This window comes from Streptomyces sp. NPDC085481 (assembly GCF_044541845.1).
Taxonomy (GTDB): Bacteria; Actinomycetota; Actinomycetes; order Streptomycetales; family Streptomycetaceae; genus Streptomyces.
In genome coordinates, this window is record NZ_JBITTJ010000014.1 from 203518 (window position 1) to 222982 (window position 19465).

Here is a 19465-nt window from a genome sequence, read left to right on the forward strand (position 1 = left end):
GTGGATAACCGGCGGCGCGGAACTGGGGAGTTACGTACGGTGGCGCTCATGTCCGTACTTGAGTTCGCGATTCAGCGACTGCGCTCCGATCACGCGCCCGCCCTGCTCGCCTTCGAGCGGGAGAACCGGGCCTATTTCGCCACCACCGTGCCCGACCGGGGCGACGCGTACTTCGCCGAGTTCGACGCGCGGCACCGGGCGCTGCTCGACGAGCAGGAGAGCGGGGAGATCATCTTCCATGTGCTCGTCGCGGCGGACGGGGAGATAGTAGGGCGGGTCAACCTGGTGGACGTGGCCGACGGCGCGGCCGAACTCGGCTACCGGGTGGCCGAGAGCGCCACCGGGCGCGGGGTCGCCACCCGGGGCGTGCGGGAGGTGTGCCGGCTGGCCGCCGAGGAGTACGGGCTGCGGCGGCTGATAGCCAGGGCCTCGCCCGACAACGCGCCGTCCCGGGCGGTGCTCGCCCGGGTCGGGTTCGGTGCGGTCGGGAGTGTGATCCTCGACGACGGGCTGCCGGGGATCGCCTACGAGCTCGACCTGGGCGGCAGTTTCGGGCGCGCGAGGTCCGGCACCTCTTCGTAGCCGGGCGGGCTGGCGGCCGGGGTCTCGTCGAGCAGTGCGAGGGCGATGTGGACGGCGTCGTCGAGCTGGGCGTGCCGGCCCTCGGCCCAGTCGAGGGGGGTGCGGAGCACCGCGAGGTCGGGTTCGACGCCGTGGTTCTCGATGGACCAGCCGTATTCGGGGAACCAGGCCGCGTTCATCGGCACGGTGATCTGGGTGCCGTCGCCGAGCCGGTGGCGGCCGGTCATGCCCACGACCCCGCCCCAGGTGCGCTGGCCGACCACGGGTCCGAGGCCGAGGAGTTTGAAGGCGGCGGTGATCATGTCGCCGTCGGAGGAGGTGGCCTCGTCGGCGAGGGCGACGACGGGGCCGCGGGGAGCATTGGAGGTGTACGAGACGGGCTGGGCGTTACGGGTCAGGTCCCAGCCCAGGATCCTGCGGGTCAGTTTCTCTATCACCAGCTCGCTGATGTGGCCGCCGGCGTTGCCGCGGACGTCCACGATGAGGGCCGGCCGGGAGACCTCCATCCGCAGGTCGCGGTTGAACTGGGCCCAGCCGGAGCCGCCCATGTCGGGGATGTGCAGATAGCCGCAGTGGCCGCCGCTGATCTCCCGTACCACCGCGCGCCGTTTCGTCACCCAGTCCTGGTAGCGAAGGGGGCGTTCGTCGACGAGCGGGACGACGGCGACGCGGCGGGAGCGGCCCTCTCCCTCGGCGGGGGTGAAGGTGAGCTCGACGGTGGTGCCACCGGTGCCGGACAGCAGCGGGTAGGGGCCGGCGACCGGGTCGACCGGGCGGCCGTCGACGTGGGTGAGCACGGCGCCCTCGCGGATGCCGGTGCCGGCCAGCGGCGAGCGCGCCTTGGAGTCGGAGGAGTCGCCGGGCAGGATCCGCTTGACCAGCCAGCCGTCCTCCCGGTGCACGAGGTTGGCCCCGAGCAGGCCCTGCGGCCGCTGGTAGTGCGGCGGTCCCTCGTTGCGGCGGGCGGGGGAGACGTACGCGTGCGAGGTGCCGAGTTCGCCGAGGACCTCGCGCAACAGGTCGGCGAACTCGTCGGGGGAGGCGACGCGTTCGACGAGCGGGCGGTACTGGTCGAGCACCGCCGTCCAGTCGAGCCCGCCCAGGTCGGGCTCCCAGAAGTAGGCGCGGATGATCCGGCCCGCCTCGTCGAAGGCCTGCCGCCACTCGGCGGCCGGGTCGACCTCGTGCACGATGCGGCGCAGGTCCAGGTAGACGGTGGAGTCCCCGTCGCCCATCTCGTTGGCGGGGACGGCCCGCAGTTCGCCCTCGTCGACCACGACGAGCCGTGATCCGTCGCCGCTGACGGCGAACCAGTCGAGGTGGCCGACGAGTTCGGTCTTGCGGGCCTTGGTGATGTTGTAGTGCTCCAGGGTGGGCCGGGGCGAGGGGTCGGACGGGTTGGCGAAGGTCTCGCCGAGGGCGCCGGAGATCGGCCAGCGCAGCCAGACCAGGCCGCCGCCGGCGACCGGGTGCAGGGCGGAGTACTTGGAGGCGGTGACGGGGAAGGGGGTGACCCGGTCGGCGAGTCCCTCGATCTCGACCGTCACGGTGCCGTCGCCGGTGCCCGCCTCCTCGTCGGCGGGGTCCATGCCGCCGGCCGCGGGGCGGCCGTCGGGCAGCAGCGCGAAGGGAGAGGGGGTCGCCGAGGAGAGGGGGACGAGGTAGGGGCGGCAGCCGAGCGGGAAGGAGAGGTCGCCGGTGTGCACGTCGTAGACGGGGTCGAAGCCGCGCCAGGAGAGGAAGGCGAGATAGCGGCCGTCGCGGGTGAAGACCGGGTTCTCGTCCTCGAAGCGTCCGTTGGTGACGTCGACGATGGTGCGGGCGCCGGGGCCGGAGATGCGGGCCATCTTGATGGAGCGCAGCGAGCGGCCGATGCCCGGGTGGGACCAGGTCAGCCAGGCGCCGTCGGGGGAGAAGGAGAGATCGCGGACGGGGCCGTTGACGGAGCGGATCAGTTCGGTGGCCTCGCCGTTGGATTCCTCGGTGGCGTCGATGAGGAGGAGGCGCCCGTCGTTGGAGGCGAGGGCGAGCCGCTCGCCCTCGGGGTCGGAGACCAGCTCCTCGACCCGGCCGAGTTCGCCCGAGGCGAGGCGGCGCGGTGCGCGGTCGCCGCTGGCCCGCGGGAGGTAGGCGACCTCGATGGCGTCCTCGCCCTCGGCGTCGGTGACGTAGGCGACCTGGCCGCCGCTGCCCAGCATCTCGGGCAGCCTGACCCGTACGCCGGGGGTGTCGGTGATGGTGCGAGCGGGGCCGTCGCGGTGGGTGAGCCAGTAGAGGCTGCCGCGGACGGAGACGGCGCTGGCCCGGCCGGTCTCGTCGACGGAGAGCGCGTCCACGTGGTGGGCGGCGGGCACCTGGTAGGGGCGGCGTCCGGCGCGCGGCCCGCCGAGCCGTACGTCCAGGCGGCGGGGCCGGGAGCCGGCGGTCAGCTCGTCGACGATCCACAGTTCGCCGGCGCACTGGTAGACGACCCGCCGCCCGTCGCTGGAGGCGTGCCGGGCGTAGAACTCGTCGTGGTCGGTGTGGCGGCGCAGATCGGTGCCGTCGGGCAGGCAGGAGTAGAGGTTGCCGATCCCCTCGTGGTCGGAGAGGAAGGCGATCCGGTGCCCGCCCTCGCCCTCGGGCCCGGCGACGAACATGGGTGTGTCGAGCTGGCCGCCGAGGTCCGGGAGCAGCTGCTCGCCGTGCAGCCAGAGACGTCCCATGGCGCCGCCCCGGTAGCGCTTCCAGGAGGCCGGCTCGTGCGGCGGCCGGCCGGTGAGCAGCAGGGTGCGGCGCTGTCCCGCCGCGCCTTCGGCGGGGGAGTGGCCGAGGTCGAGGTCGGCGACGGCGATGTCGGAGACCGGGCCCCAGGGCATGCGGCCGCCGGGTGAGCCGTCGGTGGGCACGGTGTAGGCCCAGGAGAAGTACGAGAAGGGCTGGCCGTGCGAGGAGACGGCGAGGATGTCGCCCTCGGGGGACCAGCCGCACACGCGGGTGTCGGAGGAGCCCCAGTAGGTGAGCCGCCGGGCGGGGCCGCCGTCCACCGGTGCGAGGTGGATCTCGGGGTCCAGGCTGCGCCAGCTCGTATAGGCGAGGTGGCGCCCGTCGGGCGAGAAGCGCGGGTGGCCGACCCGGGTCCGGTCGACGGTGACGCGCCAGGCCCGGCCGGGGCGGTGTCCCTCGGGCACGAGGGGGGAGACCCAGAGGTCGTCCTCGGCCACGAAGCACAGCAGCTCGTCGTGGAGGTGCGGGAAGCGGAGATACGCGACGTCGTCACTCACCTCCTCATGCTTTCCGCGCGGAGGGGGTGCGGCAACTCGTACGTCAGTCCAGCCGTGTCGGGCCGGATCGTGGGACCGCCTCGGGCTGTGGCCCAGGACACGTACGAAACGGTTTCGTTTCGCTTGCTCGGGGGGTATCGTCTTGGTGTACGAAACCGTTTCGTTCGCTGACATCGGATCAGGAGGCCGGTCATGGCCAGCAGGCTCACCCCCGAGAGGGAGGCCGAGCTCTACGAAGCCGTGCTCGAGCTGCTCCGCGAGGTCGGCTACGACGCCCTCACCATGGACGCCGTCGCCGCCCGTACCCGATCCAGCAAGGCCACCCTCTACCGCCAGTGGGGGAGCAAGCCCGAACTCGTCGCCAAGGCCCTGCGCCACAACAAGCCGGTCTCGCTCGCCGAGATCGACACCGGCACCCTGCGCGGCGACTTCCGGGCCATGCTGGAGCGGACCGACGACTGCCAGATGGAGAAGGACTCCGCGCTGATGCGGGGCCTGGCCCATGCCGTCCACAACAACCCCGACCTGCTCCAGGCACTGCGCGAGCTGCTCATCGAACCCGAGATGACCGGCCTCGGCGAGGTGCTGGGCCGAGCGGTCCGGCGGGGCGAGATCGCCGCCGACAACCCGGCGCTGAAGCTCGTGCCCCACATGCTGATCGGAGCGTTCATCGCCCGCCCGCTGATCGACGATCAGCCGGTGGACCACGCCTTCCTCAGCGCCTATCTCGACGCCGTCGTGCTCCCCTCACTCGGCGTCTGACCCCCGCACCACACGCACCACGCACTTGCGCACCTCCTGACGTCGCACCGCTCACGCCGTCGGGCCGGCTCCCCATGCCCTGTCCCACTCACACCGGGAGTACGCCCCCGTGGCCACGTTCCTCTACAAGCTCGGCCGGTCCGCCTTCCGGCGCCGACGGCTCGTCGCCCTGCTCTGGGTGGCGCTCCTCGCGCTCGCCGGAGTCGGCGCCGCCACCGCGCCCACCGCGACCTCCAGCTCCTTCTCCATACCCGGCACCGAGGCACAGCGCGCCTTCGACCTGCTCGAACAGCGCTTCCCCGGCGGCAGCGCCGACGGCGCCACCGCCCGCGTGGTCTTCAAGGCCCCGGCCGGTCAGTCCATGAAGGACCCCGCCAACAAGGCCGCGGTCGAGAAGACGGTCGCCGGGCTGAAGTCCGGCTCCGACCAGATCGCCCAGGTCACCGACCCGTACACCGGCAAGGCGATCTCGCAGGACGGCTCCACGGCCTACGTCTCCGTCGCGTACAAGGTCAACGCGATGGAGCTGACCGACCGGACCCGCGAGGCACTCAAGGAGACCGGCGAGGCCGCGCAGGGCAAGGGGCTCACCGTCGAGATCGGCGGCGACGCGCTGCAGACCATGCCGGAGACCGGCGCGGGCGAGATCGTCGGCGTGGTCATCGCGGGCATCGTGCTCGTGATCACCTTCGGCTCGCTGGTGGCGGCCGGACTCCCGCTGCTCACCGCGATCATCGGTGTCGGCATCGGCGTCTCGACGATCACCGCACTCGCCAGCGTCCTCGACCTCGGCTCCACGACGTCCACCCTCGCGATGATGATCGGCCTCGCGGTCGGCATCGACTACGCCCTGTTCATCGTCTCCCGCTACCGCGCGGAGCTCGCCGAGGGCCGTGAGAAGGAGGAGGCCGTCGGCCGCGCCGTCGGCACCGCCGGATCCGCCGTCGTCTTCGCCGGCCTCACCGTGGTCATCGCCCTGGTGGGCCTGGCCGTCGTCAACATCCCGATGCTGACGAAGATGGGCTTCGCCGCCGCGGGCACGGTCGTGATCGCCGTACTCATCGCGCTCACCCTCATCCCGGCGCTGCTCGGCTTCGCCGGCGACAAGGCCGTCGGCCGCAAGCAGCGCAAGGCCGCCGCACAGGGCCTCGCCAAGGACGACAAGCCGAACGCCGGCACCCGCTGGGCCCGCTTCGTGATCCGCCGCCCCCTGATGGTGCTGCTCGTCGGCGTCCTCGGCCTCGGCGCCATCGCCGTACCGGCCGCCTCCCTGGAGATGGGTCTGCCGGACGACGGCGTCAAGCCCGCCTCCGCCACCGAGCGCCGCGCCTACGACCTCCTCTCCGACGGCTTCGGCCCCGGCTTCAACGGCCCGCTGCTCGTCGTGGTCGACGGCGACAAGGCGGCCGCCGACAAGACGGTCGGCACGATCAAGAGCCTGGACGGCGTCGTGGCGGTCACCCCGCCCACCCCGAACAAGGCCGGCGACACCGCCATGATCACGGTCGTCCCGAAGGACCGCCCTTCGTCGGTGCAGACCGAGGACCTGGTCCACGACATCCGCAGCGCGACCGGCGACGACGTCCTGGTCACCGGTGCCACCGCGATGAACATCGACTTCTCGCAGAAGATGAACGACGCGCTGCTGCCCTACCTGGCGCTGGTCGTCGGACTCGCCTTCCTGCTCCTGATGGTGGTCTTCCGCTCCATCCTGGTCCCGCTCAAGGCGGCCCTCGGCTTCCTGCTCTCCGTGGTCGCCGCCCTCGGCGCGGTCGTCGCGGTCTTCCAGTGGGGCTGGCTCGGAAGCCTGTTCGGGGTCGAGCAGACCGGCCCGATCATGTCGATGATGCCGATCTTCATGGTGGGCGTGGTCTTCGGTCTCGCGATGGACTACGAGGTCTTCCTGGTCACCCGGATGCGCGAGGCGTACGTCCACGGGGCGCGCCCCGGCGAGGCGATCGTCACCGGCTTCCGGCACGGGGCCCGGGTCGTCACCGCCGCCGCGGTGATCATGATGGCGGTCTTCGCGGGCTTCATCGGCTCCAGCGAGCAGATGGTCAAGATGATCGGCTTCGGTCTGGCCGTCGCCGTCCTCTTCGACGCCTTCGTGGTCCGCATGGCGATCGTCCCCGCGGTGCTCGCACTCCTCGGGCACAAGGCCTGGTGGCTGCCGAAGTGGCTCGGCCGGGTGCTGCCCAACGTGGACGTGGAGGGCGAGGGCCTGTCCGCGAAGGACGCCGGCGACGGCGGCCGGGACGGCGACCACGACAAGGACCGGGAGCTGGTCTCGGCCTGAGCCGACCGCCCGGCCTCATGAACTCCGGGGCCGCCGCGCGAGCGGGCGGTGCGCCCCGGACCGCGCCGGAACCCGTGGGGACGGGGACCCGACGCGGCCCTGCGCCGTCATCGCGTCGAGGTCGACGCGGTGGCGGCGTAGGTGTGCCGGATGAAGCGCATCAGGGCCGTCGTGTCGAACTGGACCACGGCCACGCCGTCGGCGGAGTGGAACTCGACCACGGTCTGGACCCGGCCGCAGGGCCACACCCCTATGTCCCCGCGCCGGGCGGGCGCGCGTAGTCCGGTCTCGAGGAGCGAGCGCGGAAAGGACCACTCGATGTTGCCGGGGAAGACGAAGCGGACGGTCGCGGGCGAGAAGTCGGCGTCATAGCGGAGGGCGACGGGGACGGGGCGGGAGAGTGGGGCGTCCGTGACGACCCGCCCCCGGGCGCGGTCTTCGACGGCATGATCATCGGTGGCGTGCGGCATCGAACGACTCCTCACACTCGTCCTCTTTGTCATCTAATGTCCCATATTTCCTGGCGGATGCGAGGGCTGAGGACGCCGCTTCTGTGATGTCTGCGCTCTTGCAAGGGCTTTGCAGGTGCGCCTTATCATTCGGGACGTGCATGTACCCGATGGATTCATCAACGCCCCCGTGTCGGCCGTCGCCGGTGTCGTCGCCGCCGGCGCCGTCGCCGTCAGCCTGCGCGGAGCCCGCAAGGAACTGGACGAGCGGACGGCCCCGCTCGCCGGCCTCGTCGCCGCCTTCATCTTCGCCGTACAGATGCTCAACTTCCCCGTCGCGGCCGGAACAAGCGGGCACCTCCTCGGCGGCGCCCTCGCGGCGATCCTCGTCGGCCCCTACACCGGGGTGTTGTGCATAGCCGTCGTCCTGCTGATGCAGGGCGTCCTCTTCGCCGACGGCGGCCTCACCGCGCTGGGCGTGAACATCACGGTCATGGGCGTCGTCACCGTCGTCGTCGCCTACGCGCTCTTCCGCGGCCTGGTCCTCGTGCTGCCGCGCACCCGCCGCTCGGTGACCGTCGCCTCCTTCGTCGCCGCGCTCGTCTCCGTGCCGGCCGCGGCCACCGCCTTCACCGCGATCTACGCGATCGGCGGCACCACCGACGTCCCGCTGCCCAAGGTCCTCACCGCGATGGTCGGCGTCCACGTCCTCATCGGCATCGGCGAGGCCGTCATCACCATGCTCACCGTCGGCGCGGTCATCGCCGTACGCCCCGATCTCGTGCACGGGGCGCGCGGCCTGAGCGCCCCGCTCAAGCTGCGCGTGGACGGCGAGCTGGTCGACGCGGCGCCCGCCACCCCCGTCGCCCCGGCCGGCTCCCCGAAGAAGCTGTGGATCGGCGGCGTCGTCACCGCGCTCGTCCTCGCCGGCTTCGTCTCCTTCTACGCCTCCGCCAGCCCGGACGGCCTGGAGAAGGTCGCCGCCGACAAGGGCATCGACGCCAAGGTCGAGCCGCACGCGGCCGCCGACTCCCCGCTCGCCGACTACGGCGTCAAGGACATCACCGACGCCCGCCTCTCCGGCGGTCTCGCGGGGGTGATCGGCGTCGGCGCGACCCTCGCCGTCGGCAGCGGCGCCTTCTGGGCCGTACGCCGCCGCAGGAACGCCACGACCGGGGCGCGGGTCTGACATGGGCGCCGGGCACGCGCACAAGCTCTACCGGCAGGGGCACTCGCCGGTGCACGCGCTGCCCCCGCATACCAAGCTGGCCGCCGTCTTCGCCTTCGTCGTCGTGGTCGTCTCCACGCCCCGCGAGGCGATCTGGGCCTTCGCGCTGTACGCGGTCCTGCTCGGCGTCGTCGCCGGACTGGCCCGGGTGCCGGCGGGCTTCCTGCTGAAGCGGCTGCTCATCGAGGTCCCGTTCGTCGCCTTCGCGGTCCTCATGCCGTTCGTGGTTCCCGGCGAGCGGACGACGTTCCTCGGGATCTCGCTGAGCGTCCCCGGCCTGTGGGGCGCCTGGAACGTGCTCGCCAAGGGCACCCTCGGCGTCGCCGCCTCCGTGCTCCTCGCCTCCACCACCGAGCTGCGCGCCCTCCTCCTCGGCCTCCAGCGGCTGAAGCTGCCGCCGCTCCTGGTGCAGATCGCCTCGTTCATGATCCGCTACGGCGATGTGATCAGCGACGAGATGCGCCGCATGTCCATCGCCCGCCGTTCCCGCGGCTTCGAGGCGAGGGGCGTACGGCACTGGGGCGTCCTCGCCAAGTCCGCCGGGGCCCTCTTCATCCGCTCGTACGAGCGCGGGGAGCGGGTCCACCTCGCCATGGTCAGCCGCGGCTACACCGGGTCGATGCCGGTCATCGACGAGGTCACCGCCACCGCCGCCCAGTGGCGGTACGCCGCCGCGCTGCCGGCCGCCGCCCTTCTCATCTGCCTTCTCGGATGGACGCTATGAGCACCCCCGCCTCCCTCGAGGTCTCCGGCCTCGCGTACGCCTACCCGGACGGCCACCAGGCCCTGTTCGGGGTGGACCTGACCGTCGGGCGCGGTGAGCGGGTCGCCCTGCTCGGCCCCAACGGCGCCGGCAAGACCACCCTCGTCCTGCACCTCAACGGCATCCTCACCGGCGGTGCGGGCGGCGTGACGGTGGCCGGGCTGCCGGTGGAGAAGCGGAACCTGGCCGAGATCAGGCGCCGGGTGGGCATCGTCTTCCAGGACCCCGACGACCAGCTCTTCATGCCGACCGTCCGCGAGGACGTGGCCTTCGGGCCGGCCTCTGCGGGCCTGCGGGGCGCCGAGCTGGAGGCCGTGGTGCAGCGGGCGCTGGCCCGGGTCGGCATGGCGGAGTTCGCCGACCGGCCGCCGCACCACCTGTCCTTCGGGCAGCGGCGCCGGGTGGCCGTGGCGACGGTGCTCGCGATGGAGCCGGAGATCCTGGTCCTCGACGAGCCCTCATCCAACCTGGACCCGGCCTCGCGGCGCGAGCTCGCCGACATCCTGCGCTCCCTGGACGTCACCGTCCTCATGGTCACCCACGACCTGCCGTACGCCCTGGAGCTCTGCCCGCGGGCGGTGATCCTCAGCGAGGGCGTGATCGCGGCGGACGGCCTGACCGCCGACATCCTGACCGACGAGGAGCTCATGTCCCGGCACCGCCTGGAACTCCCGTACGGCTTCGTGCCGAGCTCCGTGGCCTGAGGCCGGCCTGAACGCGTGAGGCCGGGCCCTGGAGGGCCCCGGAATCGGCGTGCGGCCGGCCACGTTGCACCATGGGGGGCGAACGACGAGAGGGAGTGTGGGCACGTGGACGTCCGGGGCACGGTGGCGGCGGGCTTCGAGCCGGTGAGGGACGCGTTCCTGCGCAACTTCGAGCAGCGCGGCGAGCGGGGCGCGGCGGTCGCGGTCTACCGCGACGGCACGAAGGTCGTCGACCTGTGGGCGGGCACGCGCGACGTCGACGGCGAGGCCCCGTGGGCGGTCGACACCGCCCAGGTCGTCCGCTCCGCCACCAAGGGCGTCGCCTCCGCCGTCCCGCTCCTGCTCCACCAGCGCGGCCAGCTCGACCTGGACGCCCCGGTGGGCACGTACTGGCCCGAGTTCAAGGCCGCAGGCAAGGACCGGGTGACCGTACGGCAGCTGCTCGCGCACCGGGCGGGCGTGCCGGTCCTCGACCACCCGCTGACCCTGGCCGAGGCGACCGACCTCGCGACGGCCACGGCGGCGATAGCGGCGCAGACCCCCGTCTGGGAGCCGGGCACCGCCCACGGCTACCACGCGCACACCTTCAGCTGGCTGCTCTCCGGCCTGGTCCACCGGGTGACCGGCCGCACCATAGGCCGCTGGGTCGCCGAGGAGATAGCCCGCCCGCTCGGCCTGGACCTGTGGATAGGACTGCCCGCCGACGAGGTCCACCGGGTCGGCCGCCTGGGGCCGGTGGAGGAGCTCGAGCCGGCCGACAGCCCGGCCCTGCGCCTGCGGCCGAAGCGCGCGGTCACCGAGGCGTACAAGGACCCCGACTCCCTGACCCGCCGCGCCTTCGGGGTGATCACCCCGAAGCCGGACGAGAACGACCCGCTCTACCGCACGGCCGAACTCCCCGGCTCCGGCGGCGTCTCCACCGCCCGCGCCCTCGCCCGCTTCTACGCCTCGACGATGGGCCCGGTCGACGGCGGCCCCCGCCTCTTCGCCCCGGCGACGCTGACGCTGGCCCGCACGGAGGAGTCGACGGGCCCCGACCGGGTACTGGTCGTCAACACCCGCTTCGGCCTGGGCCACATGCTGCACGGCCCGGCCTCCCCGCTCCTCGGCCCCACGTCCTTCGGCCACCCGGGCCGGGGCGGCTCGCTCGGCTTCGCCGACCCGGCCTCGGGCATCGCCTTCGGCTACGTCACCAACGGCATGCGCAGGACGGTCACGGCGGACCCGCGCGCCCAGGCCCTGGTCCGGGCGGTGCGCGCGGCGCTGTGACCGTCAGCGCGGTGCGTCAGCGGGCGTACCAGACCTGGTCGTTGTAGTCCTCGCAGTCGTACTGGAAGACCCGGCTGCCGTAGTCGAAGCCCTGGACCACCAGGCACTTGCCGCTGTTGAGGTTCTTCAGCTTGAAGGTGTCCCCGCTGGAGGTGGCGACCTTCTGCCACAGCTGGTCGGCCCAGGGTCCGCACTCGAACTGCTCGGCCTTGTTGCCGCTCTCCACGCCCCGGACGAGCAGGCACTTCCCGCTGTTGGCGTTCTTCAGCCGGTAGGTGCCGGTGGTCTCGAGGTAGGTCTCGTCGAAGACCCACTTCTGGTCGGCCCAGTCCCCGCACTCGTACTGGACGGCGGGGTTCCCGTTGTCCCCGCCCTGCACGAGCAGGCACAGGGCGCTGTTGGCGTTTCTTATCTGGAACGCCGGCTCCGCCACGGCGGACGCGGCCCCCGACGCCCCGACGACCGTGGCCGCCGCCAGAGCGGCGGTGGCCAGGGTGGTGCCCATGGTGCGCGATCTGATCATGTGATCTCCCTCGTAGGTGTACGCGATCTTGATCAGGACGATAGGCGGCCGGGTTGGACCTTGTCGCCCAAAGAGGGATGTGGAGGAAACGTTCCGGTTGAGCGCCCGGCTTCGTACCTGCCACGGCGCGTCCGCCGGCGCTCAACTCGCGTACAGCATCAGCCCGATGCCCACCACCATCAGCCCCGCCGCCGCGATCCTCGGTCCGCCGAAGCGTTCCTTGAAGAGCAGCGCGCCGATGGCCGCGCCCACGATGATGGAGGACTCGCGCAGGGCCGCGATCGGGGCGAGGGGGGCCTTGGTCTGGGCCCAGAGGACCAGGGCGTAGGCCGCGACCGACATGGCGGCGCCCAGGAGGCCCCGGGCGGCGTACGGGCGGAGTTCGCCGGCCAGGCGGGAGCGGCGGCGGTGGAGGGCGTAGGCGGGGATGACGAGGCCTTCCAGGAGCATCAGCCAGGCGATGTAGCCGAGCGGGGTGCCCGAGGCGCGGACGCCGATGCCGTCGACGACGGTGTACGCGGCGATGGACAGGCCCGTCGCGCCCGCGGCCAGCAGGGCCGGCCAGTGCGGGCGGGCGCCCTTGCCGCGGATGCCCCACAGGGCGAGGCCCGTCAGGCCCGCGCTGGCCACCGCGACGCCCGCGAGTTGCCGGGTGTCCGGGATCTCGGCCAGGAAGACGGCGGCCAGCAGGGTCACCACCAGCGGGGCCGTGCCCCGCGCGATCGGGTACATCTGGCCGAAGTCGCCCAGGGTGAAGGACTTCATCAGCAGGGCGTAGTAGCCGATGTGCAGGGCGGCCGAGACGGCCAGGTACGGCCACGCCTCCGCGGCCGGCAGCGGGGTGAAGCAGGCGGCGACGGCGCCGATGAGCGCGCCGCCGCCGGAGATGAGCGTGAAGGAGAGCAGCTGGTCCCCGATGCGCGCGGCGATCGCGTTCCAACTGGCGTGCGTCACGGCCGCGATGAGCACGGCCACGGCGACCAGTGGGGTCACGCCGTGTGCTCGCGGACGTCCACCAGCGCCCCGCCCGCGTGGGCGATCAGCGTCTTGGGGTCGAGCGCGAACACGGTGTGCGGGGTGCCGGCCGCCGCCCACACCACCTCGTGGTCGAGCAGCCCGCGGTCGGCCAGCACCCTGGTCCTGGTGCGGTGCCCGAAGGGCGGGACGCCGCCGATCGCGTACCCGGTCGTCTCCCGCACCGCTCGCGCGTCCGCGCGCGTGACGGCCTGGGCGCCCAGCTCCTGCCGTACCCGCTCCACGTCCACCCGCGAGGCGCCGTCCATCAGGACGAGCACCGGGACCCCGTCCGCCGCGAAGATCAGCGACTTGACGATCTCCGACACCTCGCAGCCGATGGCCTCCGCGGCCTGCTGGGCGGTGCGCGTCTCGGCCGGGAAGCGGCGGATCTCGACGTCGAGGCCCAGGTCCTTCAGGGCCGCGGCGAACTGGGGGTGGGCTGCGGACATGTCTGCGGTGGTCATGGGCGGCACGGTAGCGGTAGGTGTAGGCGGCACGCGACGGGATTCCGACCCGTGGATCGGTGGAGGGATCCGTGGGGGGATCCGTGGGGGGGATCCGAGGGATCCGAGGGATCCGTGGCGGGTCCTTGGATCGTGCGGCGCCGACGCCCGCCCGCCCGCGCCCCGCTACCCCGCCCGCAGCACCTGCGCCACGATCGGGCCCGCCGCGTCGCCGCCGTGGCCGCCGTTCTCGACGAAGGCCGCCGCCGCCAGGTCGTCCGAGTACCCCGTGAACCACGAGTCGGACGTCGCCTGGCCGCCGACCTCCGCCGAACCCGTCTTCGCGCCCTTGTCGCCGCCCACCGAGGCCATCGCCTTGGTGGCCGTGCCGTCGGAGGCGGTCGCGGTGCGCTTCAGCATCGCGCGGAGCTGGCGGGCCACCGAGGACGGCAGCGGGCGCTGGGCCTCGGCGAGGGTGCGGTCGTCCACCTCGGGGGCGACCAGATAGGGCTGCTTGAAGCTGCCGTGCTTCGCGGTGGCGGTGATCGAGGCGATGGTCAGCGGGTTCATCTGGACGGTGCCCTGGCCGATGTACTGCGCCGCGGCCTCGCCGCCGGTCGCCTCGGGGACCGAGCCGTCGAACGACTTGATGCCGGTACGCCATTCGAGGCCGATGCCGAAGACGTCACGCGCCTCCTTCCCGAGGGCGAAGTCGTCGCCCACCATCTCCTTCACGTCGTCGATCTTCTTGATGAAGGCGGTGTTGCAGGAGCGGGCGAAGCTCTCGGCGAAGGTCGCGCCGTCGAGCGAGAAGCCGCCGAGGTTGTGGAAGCTGCGCCCGTAGTACGTGACGTTCGGCGGGCACTCGGTGACCTGGTCGGCCTTGACCAGGCCCTTCTCCAGGAGCAGCGCCGCGGTGACGATCTTCAGGGTGGAGCCGGGGGCCTTCGTGCCGGAGAACGCCGTGTTGAAGCCGGTGGCGGGGTTGTTGGCGACCGCCCGTACCGCGCCGGTGGACGGCTTGATCGCGACGACCGAGGCCGTGCCGTACCGTTTCACCGCCTGCTCGGCCGCCGCCTGCACATCGGCGTCGATGGTGGTCTCCAGCTTGCCCGGCTCGCCCTTGGCGAGGGTGAGCAGCGTGGTGTTCGGCACGCCCTCGACGCCGGAGTCGACGAAGGTCTCGATGCCGGGCCTGCCGCCCGTCGTGGCCCCGTACCGCTCGCGCAGCTCGTCGAGGACGGGCCCGAGCGAGGGGTACTTCTCCGCGGTGAGCACCCGCCCCCTGCGGTCGACGGCCCGGACCTCGGCCGACTTGGCGCCGCCGGTGCGGATCGACGCCGACTTCGAGGTCAGCTTGGGGTGCAGGACGGCCGGCTTCCAGTCGACCAGCGGCCGGCCGGTGGTCAGCCCGCGCACGACGGTGAGCTGCGAGGAGTACGTCCAGGGCTTGGAGACGCCCTGGTACGTGACGGTCGCCCGCACCGTGAACGGCACCGTCGTGCCCGTCACGGGCCCGGGCGTGATGGTCGCGGCGGACACCTTGGCCTGCTCCCGGAAGCCGAGGAGGGCCGGACCGGCGTCGACCGGGTTGTTGGTGAGCTGCGCGGCCCGGTCGGACTCGCCGGTGGCCCAGGCCCCGAGGAAGTCCTTCACGGTCGTCGTCACCTCCTCGGTGCCGAGCGGCCCGGATCCGTGCGTGGACTCCGCGCGCGTCCCCGTCCCCGACGACCCCCCGTTCATCGCGGTCCAGAGGTTGTAGCCCCCGTACCCGACCCCGCTCGCCACGACGACGAACGCCCCACCGACGATCGCGACCTTCGTCCCACTGCGCATGGCTGCGCTCCCTCCCCCAGGTGACTTCGCGTCAGCCTAGGGGTCAGGAGTGACGGGGAAGACGACCGTTACCGGAAAGCGACCGGACCGTCTGTTTTCCGCTATACCCAGGTGTCGAGCCACATCCGGTTGCGCCACTGGTCCATCGGAATGGTCTGTCCGGTGTACAGGGGCCAGAAATAGATGAAATTCCAGACGATGAGCAGGACGAGCACACCCGCGCCCACCGCCCCGAAAGTGCGGCGCCTTTCCGAGGAACCCGGGGGTCCCAGGATCGCCCCGATCATCATCGTCACCGCGAGGCACAGGAACGGTACGAACACCACCGCGTAGAAAAGGAAAATGGTGCGGTTCTGGTAGAGGAACCACGGCGCCCAGCCGGCCGCGATGGCGCAGGCGATCGCACCGGCCCGCCAGTCGCGGCGGAAGAACCAGCGCCACAGGACGTAGAGGATCGCGAAGCACGCCGCCCACCACAGCAGCGGGGTGCCGAGCGCCAGGACCTCCTGGGCGCACTTCTCGGCGGCGTTCGCGGGGCAGCCGGCCGTGCCGGGGGCGGGGGACTCGTAGAAGTACGAGACCGGGCGGCCCAGGACGATCCAGCTCCACGGGTTGGACTCGTAGGTGTGCGGCGTGCTCAGCCCGACGTGGAACTTGTAGACCTCGGTCTCGTAGTGCCACAGGCTGCGCAGCCAGTCCGGCAGCCATCCCCAGGTGCCGCCGCCGTTCAGCTTGTCCTGCTCGGCGGCCCAGTTGCGGAAGTAGCCCTTGTCGGTGGCGATCCAGCCGGTCCAGGTGGCCAGGTAGGTGGCGATGGCGACCGGGACGACTGACACGAAGGCCGGGACGAGGTCCCGCCTGGCCACCGCCGCGTACGGGCGGAACGCGCCGGCCGTACGGCGGGCGCCGAGGTCCCACAGGACCGCCATCAGGCCGAACGCGGCCATCACGTACAGGCCGTTCCACTTGGTGCCGGCCGCGAGGCCCAGCATCACGCCGGCCGCGAGCCGCCACGGCCGCCAGCCGAGCCGCAGGGTCTCCGCGACCGAGGCGTCAGGTCGCAGGACCCCCTCGTCGTCCTCCGGCAGCGCGGCCGCGAGCCGGGCGCGTGCCTTGTCGCGGTCCACCACCAGGCAGCCGAAGGCCGCGAGCACGAAGAACATCAGCACCTGGTCGAGCAGCGCGGTGCGGCTCATCACGAAGTGCAGCCCGTCCACGGTGAGCAGCGCGCCGGCCAGACAGCCCAGGAACGTCGAGCGGAACAGCCGCCGCCCGATCCGGCACAGCATCAGCACCGACAGGGTGCCGAGCAGCGCCACCATGAAGCGCCAGCCGAAGGGCTCGAAGCCGAAGATCTTCTCGCCGATGCCGATGACCCACTTGCCGACCGGCGGGTGCACGACATAGCCCGGGTCGGTCGGCACGAGCACCGTGTCCGGCGCGGTCAGGATCGTCTTGTCGATGTCCTTCGGCCACGCCCCCTCGTACCCCTGGTTGATCAGGGCCCAGGAGTCCTTGGCGTAGTACGTCTCGTCGAATATCACCGCGTGCGGCTTGCCCAGGTTCCAGAACCGCAGCGCGCCCGCGACCAGCGCGACCAGCAGCGGACCGCCCCAGGAGGCCAGCCGCCAGAGCCGGTCGGCGACCGCGGGGGAGACCCCGAGCAGCGACCAGAGCCGTGGTGAGGGGCGGGTGTACGGGGGCACGAGCCGCTCCCGCAGCCCGATGGACAGGGAGCTCGTGGTGGCCGGGCGGTAGCCGAAGCGCCGCAGCCGCTGCTGCCACGAAGAGGGCTCTGCCACGGTGTGCTGACCCTCCAGGGCCTCGGGTGCGGTACTGGTCACCGCGCCATCGTAGGGAACGCGCCTGTGCGCGTCGCCTGTCCGGGCTGGGAGGATGACCCTTGTGACAGGAACGCTGGTACTCGCAGGGACCCCCATCGGCGACATCGCGGACGCCCCGCCGCGGCTCGCCACCGAACTGGCGAACGCGGACATCGTGGCCGCCGAGGACACCCGAAGGCTGCGCGGGCTCACCCGCGCGCTCGGTGTCCACACGACCGGCCGGGTCGTCTCCTACTTCGAGGGCAACGAGTCCGCCCGTACCCCGGAGCTGGTCGAGGCGCTGGCCGGCGGGGCCCGGGTGCTGCTCGTGACCGACGCCGGCATGCCGTCCGTCTCCGACCCCGGCTACCGCCTGGTCGCCGCCGCCGTCGAGCAGGACATCAAGGTCACCGCCGTGCCGGGCCCGTCCGCCGTGCTCACCGCGCTCGCCCTGTCCGGGCTGCCCGTGGACCGCTTCTGCTTCGAGGGCTTCCTGCCCCGCAAGGCCGGCGAGCGGCTCGGCCGGCTCCGCGAGGTGGCCGCCGAGCGGCGCACCCTCGTCTACTTCGAGGCCCCGCACCGGCTCGACGACACGCTCGCCGCGATGGCCGAGGTCTTCGGCGCCGAACGCAGGGCCGCCGTCTGCCGCGAGCTGACCAAGACCTACGAGGAGGTCAAGCGCGGCCCGCTCGGCGAGCTCGCGGTGTGGGCGGCCGAAGGCGTACGGGGCGAGATCACCGTCGTCGTCGAGGGCGCCCCCGAGACCGGGCCCGCGGAACTGGACGCCGAGGAGCTGGTGCGCAGGGTGCGGGTGCGCGAGGAGGCGGGGGAGCGGCGCAAGGAGGCCATCGCGGCGGTGGCCGCCGAGGCGGGGCTTCCCAAGCGCGAGGTGTTCGATGCCGTGGTCGCGGCAAAGAACGCGGCTGCGCCGGGCCCCGGAAACGGTAAAGGACTAATCTGAAAGGCAAAGCGGAACCCGGCGGCGGGCCCGCCTGAAGGGCCTTAGGGCAAGGAAACGCCAAAGAGCGTCCATTCTTTTCCCGACGCTGATGCGCTCCGGCCCGAAAAGGCGTCCACTGGATCAGTGGAGAGGAGCTGGAATGAGTGAGATCACCGGCACCGGAACGCCCGTCGCCCATGAGGCGTACGCCTTCGCGTGCATGCGCTGCGGTTACGGCTGGGAGCAGGCGTACGACATAGAGCACCACGTCGACGCGAGAGGGCACGAGTTCGTCGTCTACAAGGCCGACGGGGAGCGGGTCCCGTCGCCGCTCGCCAAGCCCACCTGCATGAACTGCGGCGGTCATGTCGTCCGCATCATGCGCGCGGGCCAGGTGTCCTCCGTACTCGACATGATGGCCGCGGCCGAGCGCCACAGCCGCGGGGCCAGGGCGACCAAGCCGGTGTCCATCGCGGGACCCATCGGCCAGGAGCTGACGGAGGACGTCCCCGCCGGCCCCGAGGAGGAGAGACCCCCGGTCCCGCACCACTGGCACCTCTCCGACCTGCTGCATCCGTTCCGTTCCCGGCGGTAGTGCCTCGCGGTTGAACTCATGGCCCTCGTACGATCGGGGCCATGAGTTCCAAGGACGCCCCGCCGCCGCTGCCCGAGCCCCTGCTGGTCCCGGTCGCGGACTCGCACACCCACCTCGACATGCAGTCCGGCACCGTCGAGGAGGCGCTGACCAAGGCCGCCGCCGTCGGCGTGACGACGGTCGTCCAGGTCGGCTGCGACCTGAAGGGCTCGCAGTGGGCCGCCGACACCGCCGCCGCCCACGCGAACGTGCACGCGGCCGTCGCCCTGCACCCCAACGAGGCGCCCAGGATCGTCCTCGGCGACCCGGACGGCTGGTCACGCCAGGGCGCCCGCGAGGCCGGCGGCGAGACGGCGCTCGACGACGCCCTCGCCGAGATCGAGCGGCTCGCGGCCCTGCCGCACGTGCGCGCCGTCGGCGAGACCGGCCTCGACCGCTTCCGTACGGGCCCCGAGGGCATGGCCGCGCAGGAGCGTTCCTTCCGCGCCCACATCGAGATCGCCAAGCGGCAGGGCAAGGCCCTCGTCATCCACGACCGCGAGGCCCACGCCGACGTGCTGCGGGTCCTCGACGAGGAGGGCGCCCCGGAGCGGACCGTCTTCCACTGCTACTCCGGCGACGCCGAGATGGCCGAGATCTGCGCCGCCAAGGGCTACTACATGTCCTTCGCCGGCAACGTCACCTTCAAGAACGCCCAGCCGCTGCGCGACGCCCTCGCCGTCGCCCCCCTGGAGCTCGTCCTCGTCGAGACGGACGCCCCGTTCCTCACCCCCGCCCCCTACCGGGGCCGCCCGAACGCCCCGTACCTGATCCCGGTGACCGTCCGGGCCATGGCGGCGGTGCGCGGGATCACCGAGGAGGAGCTGGCCGGGGCCATCGCCGCCAACACCGCACGGGCCTTCGACTACTGATCACGCCCGCTGTCCCGCCACTGATCGCGCGGGATGGTTGCTGATCCATAACGGTTACAGC

At 72.3% G+C, this 19465-nt stretch carries 17 protein-coding genes; 10 read left to right on the plus strand and 7 right to left on the minus strand.

Going from position 1 to position 19465, the window contains the following annotated elements; translation table 11 throughout:
* Positions 1–48: 48 nt before the first annotated feature.
* Complete coding sequence (locus ACIGEZ_RS27190; RefSeq protein ID WP_399835721.1) at positions 49–582, plus strand: GNAT family N-acetyltransferase; 534 nt, start codon at positions 49–51, stop codon at positions 580–582.
* Here the strand turns inward: ACIGEZ_RS27190 and ACIGEZ_RS27195 are convergent.
* The gene (locus ACIGEZ_RS27195) at positions 525–3845 is read right to left on the minus strand and encodes a S41 family peptidase (RefSeq protein ID WP_399835723.1); all 3321 of its coding nucleotides are present in this window, start codon (positions 3843–3845) and stop codon (positions 525–527) included. The genes ACIGEZ_RS27190 and ACIGEZ_RS27195 overlap by 58 nt on opposite strands.
* Positions 3846–4037: 192 nt before the next feature.
* On the opposite strand from ACIGEZ_RS27195, the gene ACIGEZ_RS27200 reads away from it, so the two are divergent.
* Together ACIGEZ_RS27200 and ACIGEZ_RS27205 are read left to right on the plus strand one after the other, a co-directional pair.
* On the plus strand, positions 4038–4607 hold the full coding sequence (locus ACIGEZ_RS27200; protein ID WP_399835726.1) for a TetR/AcrR family transcriptional regulator: 570 nt from the start codon (positions 4038–4040) through the stop codon (positions 4605–4607).
* A 109-nt stretch (positions 4608–4716) separates the two neighbouring features.
* Positions 4717–6903: an MMPL family transporter gene (locus ACIGEZ_RS27205; RefSeq protein ID WP_399835728.1), complete on the plus strand. Its 2187-nt coding sequence runs from the start codon at positions 4717–4719 to the stop codon at positions 6901–6903.
* Between the two features lie 107 nt (positions 6904–7010).
* Here ACIGEZ_RS27205 and ACIGEZ_RS27210 read toward each other — a convergent pair whose 3' ends face one another.
* Entirely contained in the window at positions 7011–7373 is a 363-nt protein-coding gene (locus ACIGEZ_RS27210; RefSeq protein WP_399835730.1) for an SsgA family sporulation/cell division regulator, read from the minus strand.
* A gap of 136 nt (positions 7374–7509) precedes the next feature.
* Here ACIGEZ_RS27210 and ACIGEZ_RS27215 point away from each other — a divergent pair, with 136 nt between their 5' ends.
* The 4 genes from ACIGEZ_RS27215 (at position 7510) to ACIGEZ_RS27230 (ending at position 11316) form a co-directional block, all read left to right on the plus strand.
* The gene (locus ACIGEZ_RS27215; RefSeq protein WP_399835733.1) at positions 7510–8541 is read left to right on the plus strand and encodes an energy-coupling factor ABC transporter permease; all 1032 of its coding nucleotides are present in this window, start codon (positions 7510–7512) and stop codon (positions 8539–8541) included.
* 1 nt (position 8542) lies between these two features.
* Entirely contained in the window at positions 8543–9304 is a 762-nt protein-coding gene (cbiQ, locus tag ACIGEZ_RS27220) for a cobalt ECF transporter T component CbiQ (protein WP_399835736.1), read from the plus strand.
* Positions 9292–10047, plus strand: a complete 756-nt coding sequence (locus ACIGEZ_RS27225) for an energy-coupling factor ABC transporter ATP-binding protein (protein WP_399835739.1) — start codon at positions 9292–9294, stop codon at positions 10045–10047. Before cbiQ ends, ACIGEZ_RS27225 begins: the two co-directional genes overlap by 13 nt.
* Before the next feature lie 105 nt (positions 10048–10152).
* The gene (locus ACIGEZ_RS27230; RefSeq protein WP_399835742.1) at positions 10153–11316 is read left to right on the plus strand and encodes a serine hydrolase domain-containing protein; all 1164 of its coding nucleotides are present in this window, start codon (positions 10153–10155) and stop codon (positions 11314–11316) included.
* Positions 11317–11332: 16 nt separating this feature from the next.
* On the opposite strand, the gene ACIGEZ_RS27235 is transcribed toward ACIGEZ_RS27230, so the two are convergent.
* The 5 genes from ACIGEZ_RS27235 to ACIGEZ_RS27255 all read right to left on the minus strand — a co-directional run bounded on the left by ACIGEZ_RS27235 (position 11333) and on the right by ACIGEZ_RS27255 (position 16979).
* Positions 11333–11839: an RICIN domain-containing protein gene (locus tag ACIGEZ_RS27235; protein WP_399835745.1), complete on the minus strand. Its 507-nt coding sequence runs from the start codon at positions 11837–11839 to the stop codon at positions 11333–11335.
* Positions 11840–11980: 141 nt separating this feature from the next.
* Entirely contained in the window at positions 11981–12832 is an 852-nt protein-coding gene (locus ACIGEZ_RS27240; RefSeq protein ID WP_399835748.1) for an EamA family transporter, read from the minus strand.
* Positions 12829–13320, minus strand: a complete 492-nt coding sequence (locus ACIGEZ_RS27245; protein ID WP_399835751.1) for a YbaK/EbsC family protein — start codon at positions 13318–13320, stop codon at positions 12829–12831. The genes ACIGEZ_RS27240 and ACIGEZ_RS27245 overlap by 4 nt, the downstream gene beginning before the upstream one ends.
* A gap of 165 nt (positions 13321–13485) precedes the next feature.
* Positions 13486–15135, minus strand: coding sequence for a penicillin-binding transpeptidase domain-containing protein (locus ACIGEZ_RS27250; RefSeq protein WP_399835754.1), 1650 nt, complete (start codon positions 15133–15135; stop codon positions 13486–13488).
* A gap of 101 nt (positions 15136–15236) precedes the next feature.
* Positions 15237–16979: a dolichyl-phosphate-mannose--protein mannosyltransferase gene (locus ACIGEZ_RS27255; protein ID WP_399835756.1), complete on the minus strand. Its 1743-nt coding sequence runs from the start codon at positions 16977–16979 to the stop codon at positions 15237–15239.
* Positions 16980–17031: 52 nt separating this feature from the next.
* On the opposite strand from ACIGEZ_RS27255, the gene rsmI reads away from it, so the two are divergent.
* From rsmI to ACIGEZ_RS27270, 3 genes are all read left to right on the plus strand, one after another.
* Positions 17032–17919, plus strand: coding sequence for a 16S rRNA (cytidine(1402)-2'-O)-methyltransferase (gene rsmI, locus ACIGEZ_RS27260; protein WP_399835758.1), 888 nt, complete (start codon positions 17032–17034; stop codon positions 17917–17919).
* 139 nt (positions 17920–18058) lie between these two features.
* On the plus strand, positions 18059–18493 hold the full coding sequence (locus tag ACIGEZ_RS27265) for a hypothetical protein (RefSeq protein WP_399835761.1): 435 nt from the start codon (positions 18059–18061) through the stop codon (positions 18491–18493).
* 41 nt (positions 18494–18534) lie between these two features.
* On the plus strand, positions 18535–19404 hold the full coding sequence (locus ACIGEZ_RS27270; RefSeq protein ID WP_399835764.1) for a TatD family hydrolase: 870 nt from the start codon (positions 18535–18537) through the stop codon (positions 19402–19404).
* Positions 19405–19465 lie beyond the last annotated feature (61 nt).

Excerpts from the sequence above, each read along its gene's own strand:
- ACIGEZ_RS27190 (WP_399835721.1), top strand. The coding sequence starts at position 49 with ATGTCCGTACTTGAGTTCGCGATTCAGCGACTGCGCTCCGATCACGCG.
- ACIGEZ_RS27200 (WP_399835726.1), top strand. The coding sequence starts at position 4,038 with ATGGCCAGCAGGCTCACCCCCGAGAGGGAGGCCGAGCTCTACGAAGCC.
- ACIGEZ_RS27210 (WP_399835730.1), bottom strand. The coding sequence starts at position 7,373 with ATGCCGCACGCCACCGATGATCATGCCGTCGAAGACCGCGCCCGGGGG.
- cbiQ (WP_399835736.1), top strand. The coding sequence starts at position 8,543 with ATGGGCGCCGGGCACGCGCACAAGCTCTACCGGCAGGGGCACTCGCCG.
- ACIGEZ_RS27225 (WP_399835739.1), top strand. The coding sequence starts at position 9,292 with ATGGACGCTATGAGCACCCCCGCCTCCCTCGAGGTCTCCGGCCTCGCG.
- ACIGEZ_RS27235 (WP_399835745.1), bottom strand. The coding sequence starts at position 11,839 with ATGATCAGATCGCGCACCATGGGCACCACCCTGGCCACCGCCGCTCTG.
- ACIGEZ_RS27245 (WP_399835751.1), bottom strand. The coding sequence starts at position 13,320 with ATGACCACCGCAGACATGTCCGCAGCCCACCCCCAGTTCGCCGCGGCC.
- ACIGEZ_RS27250 (WP_399835754.1), bottom strand. The coding sequence starts at position 15,135 with ATGCGCAGTGGGACGAAGGTCGCGATCGTCGGTGGGGCGTTCGTCGTC.
- rsmI (WP_399835758.1), top strand. The coding sequence starts at position 17,032 with ATGACCCTTGTGACAGGAACGCTGGTACTCGCAGGGACCCCCATCGGC.
- ACIGEZ_RS27265 (WP_399835761.1), top strand. The coding sequence starts at position 18,059 with ATGAGTGAGATCACCGGCACCGGAACGCCCGTCGCCCATGAGGCGTAC.
- ACIGEZ_RS27270 (WP_399835764.1), top strand. The coding sequence starts at position 18,535 with ATGAGTTCCAAGGACGCCCCGCCGCCGCTGCCCGAGCCCCTGCTGGTC.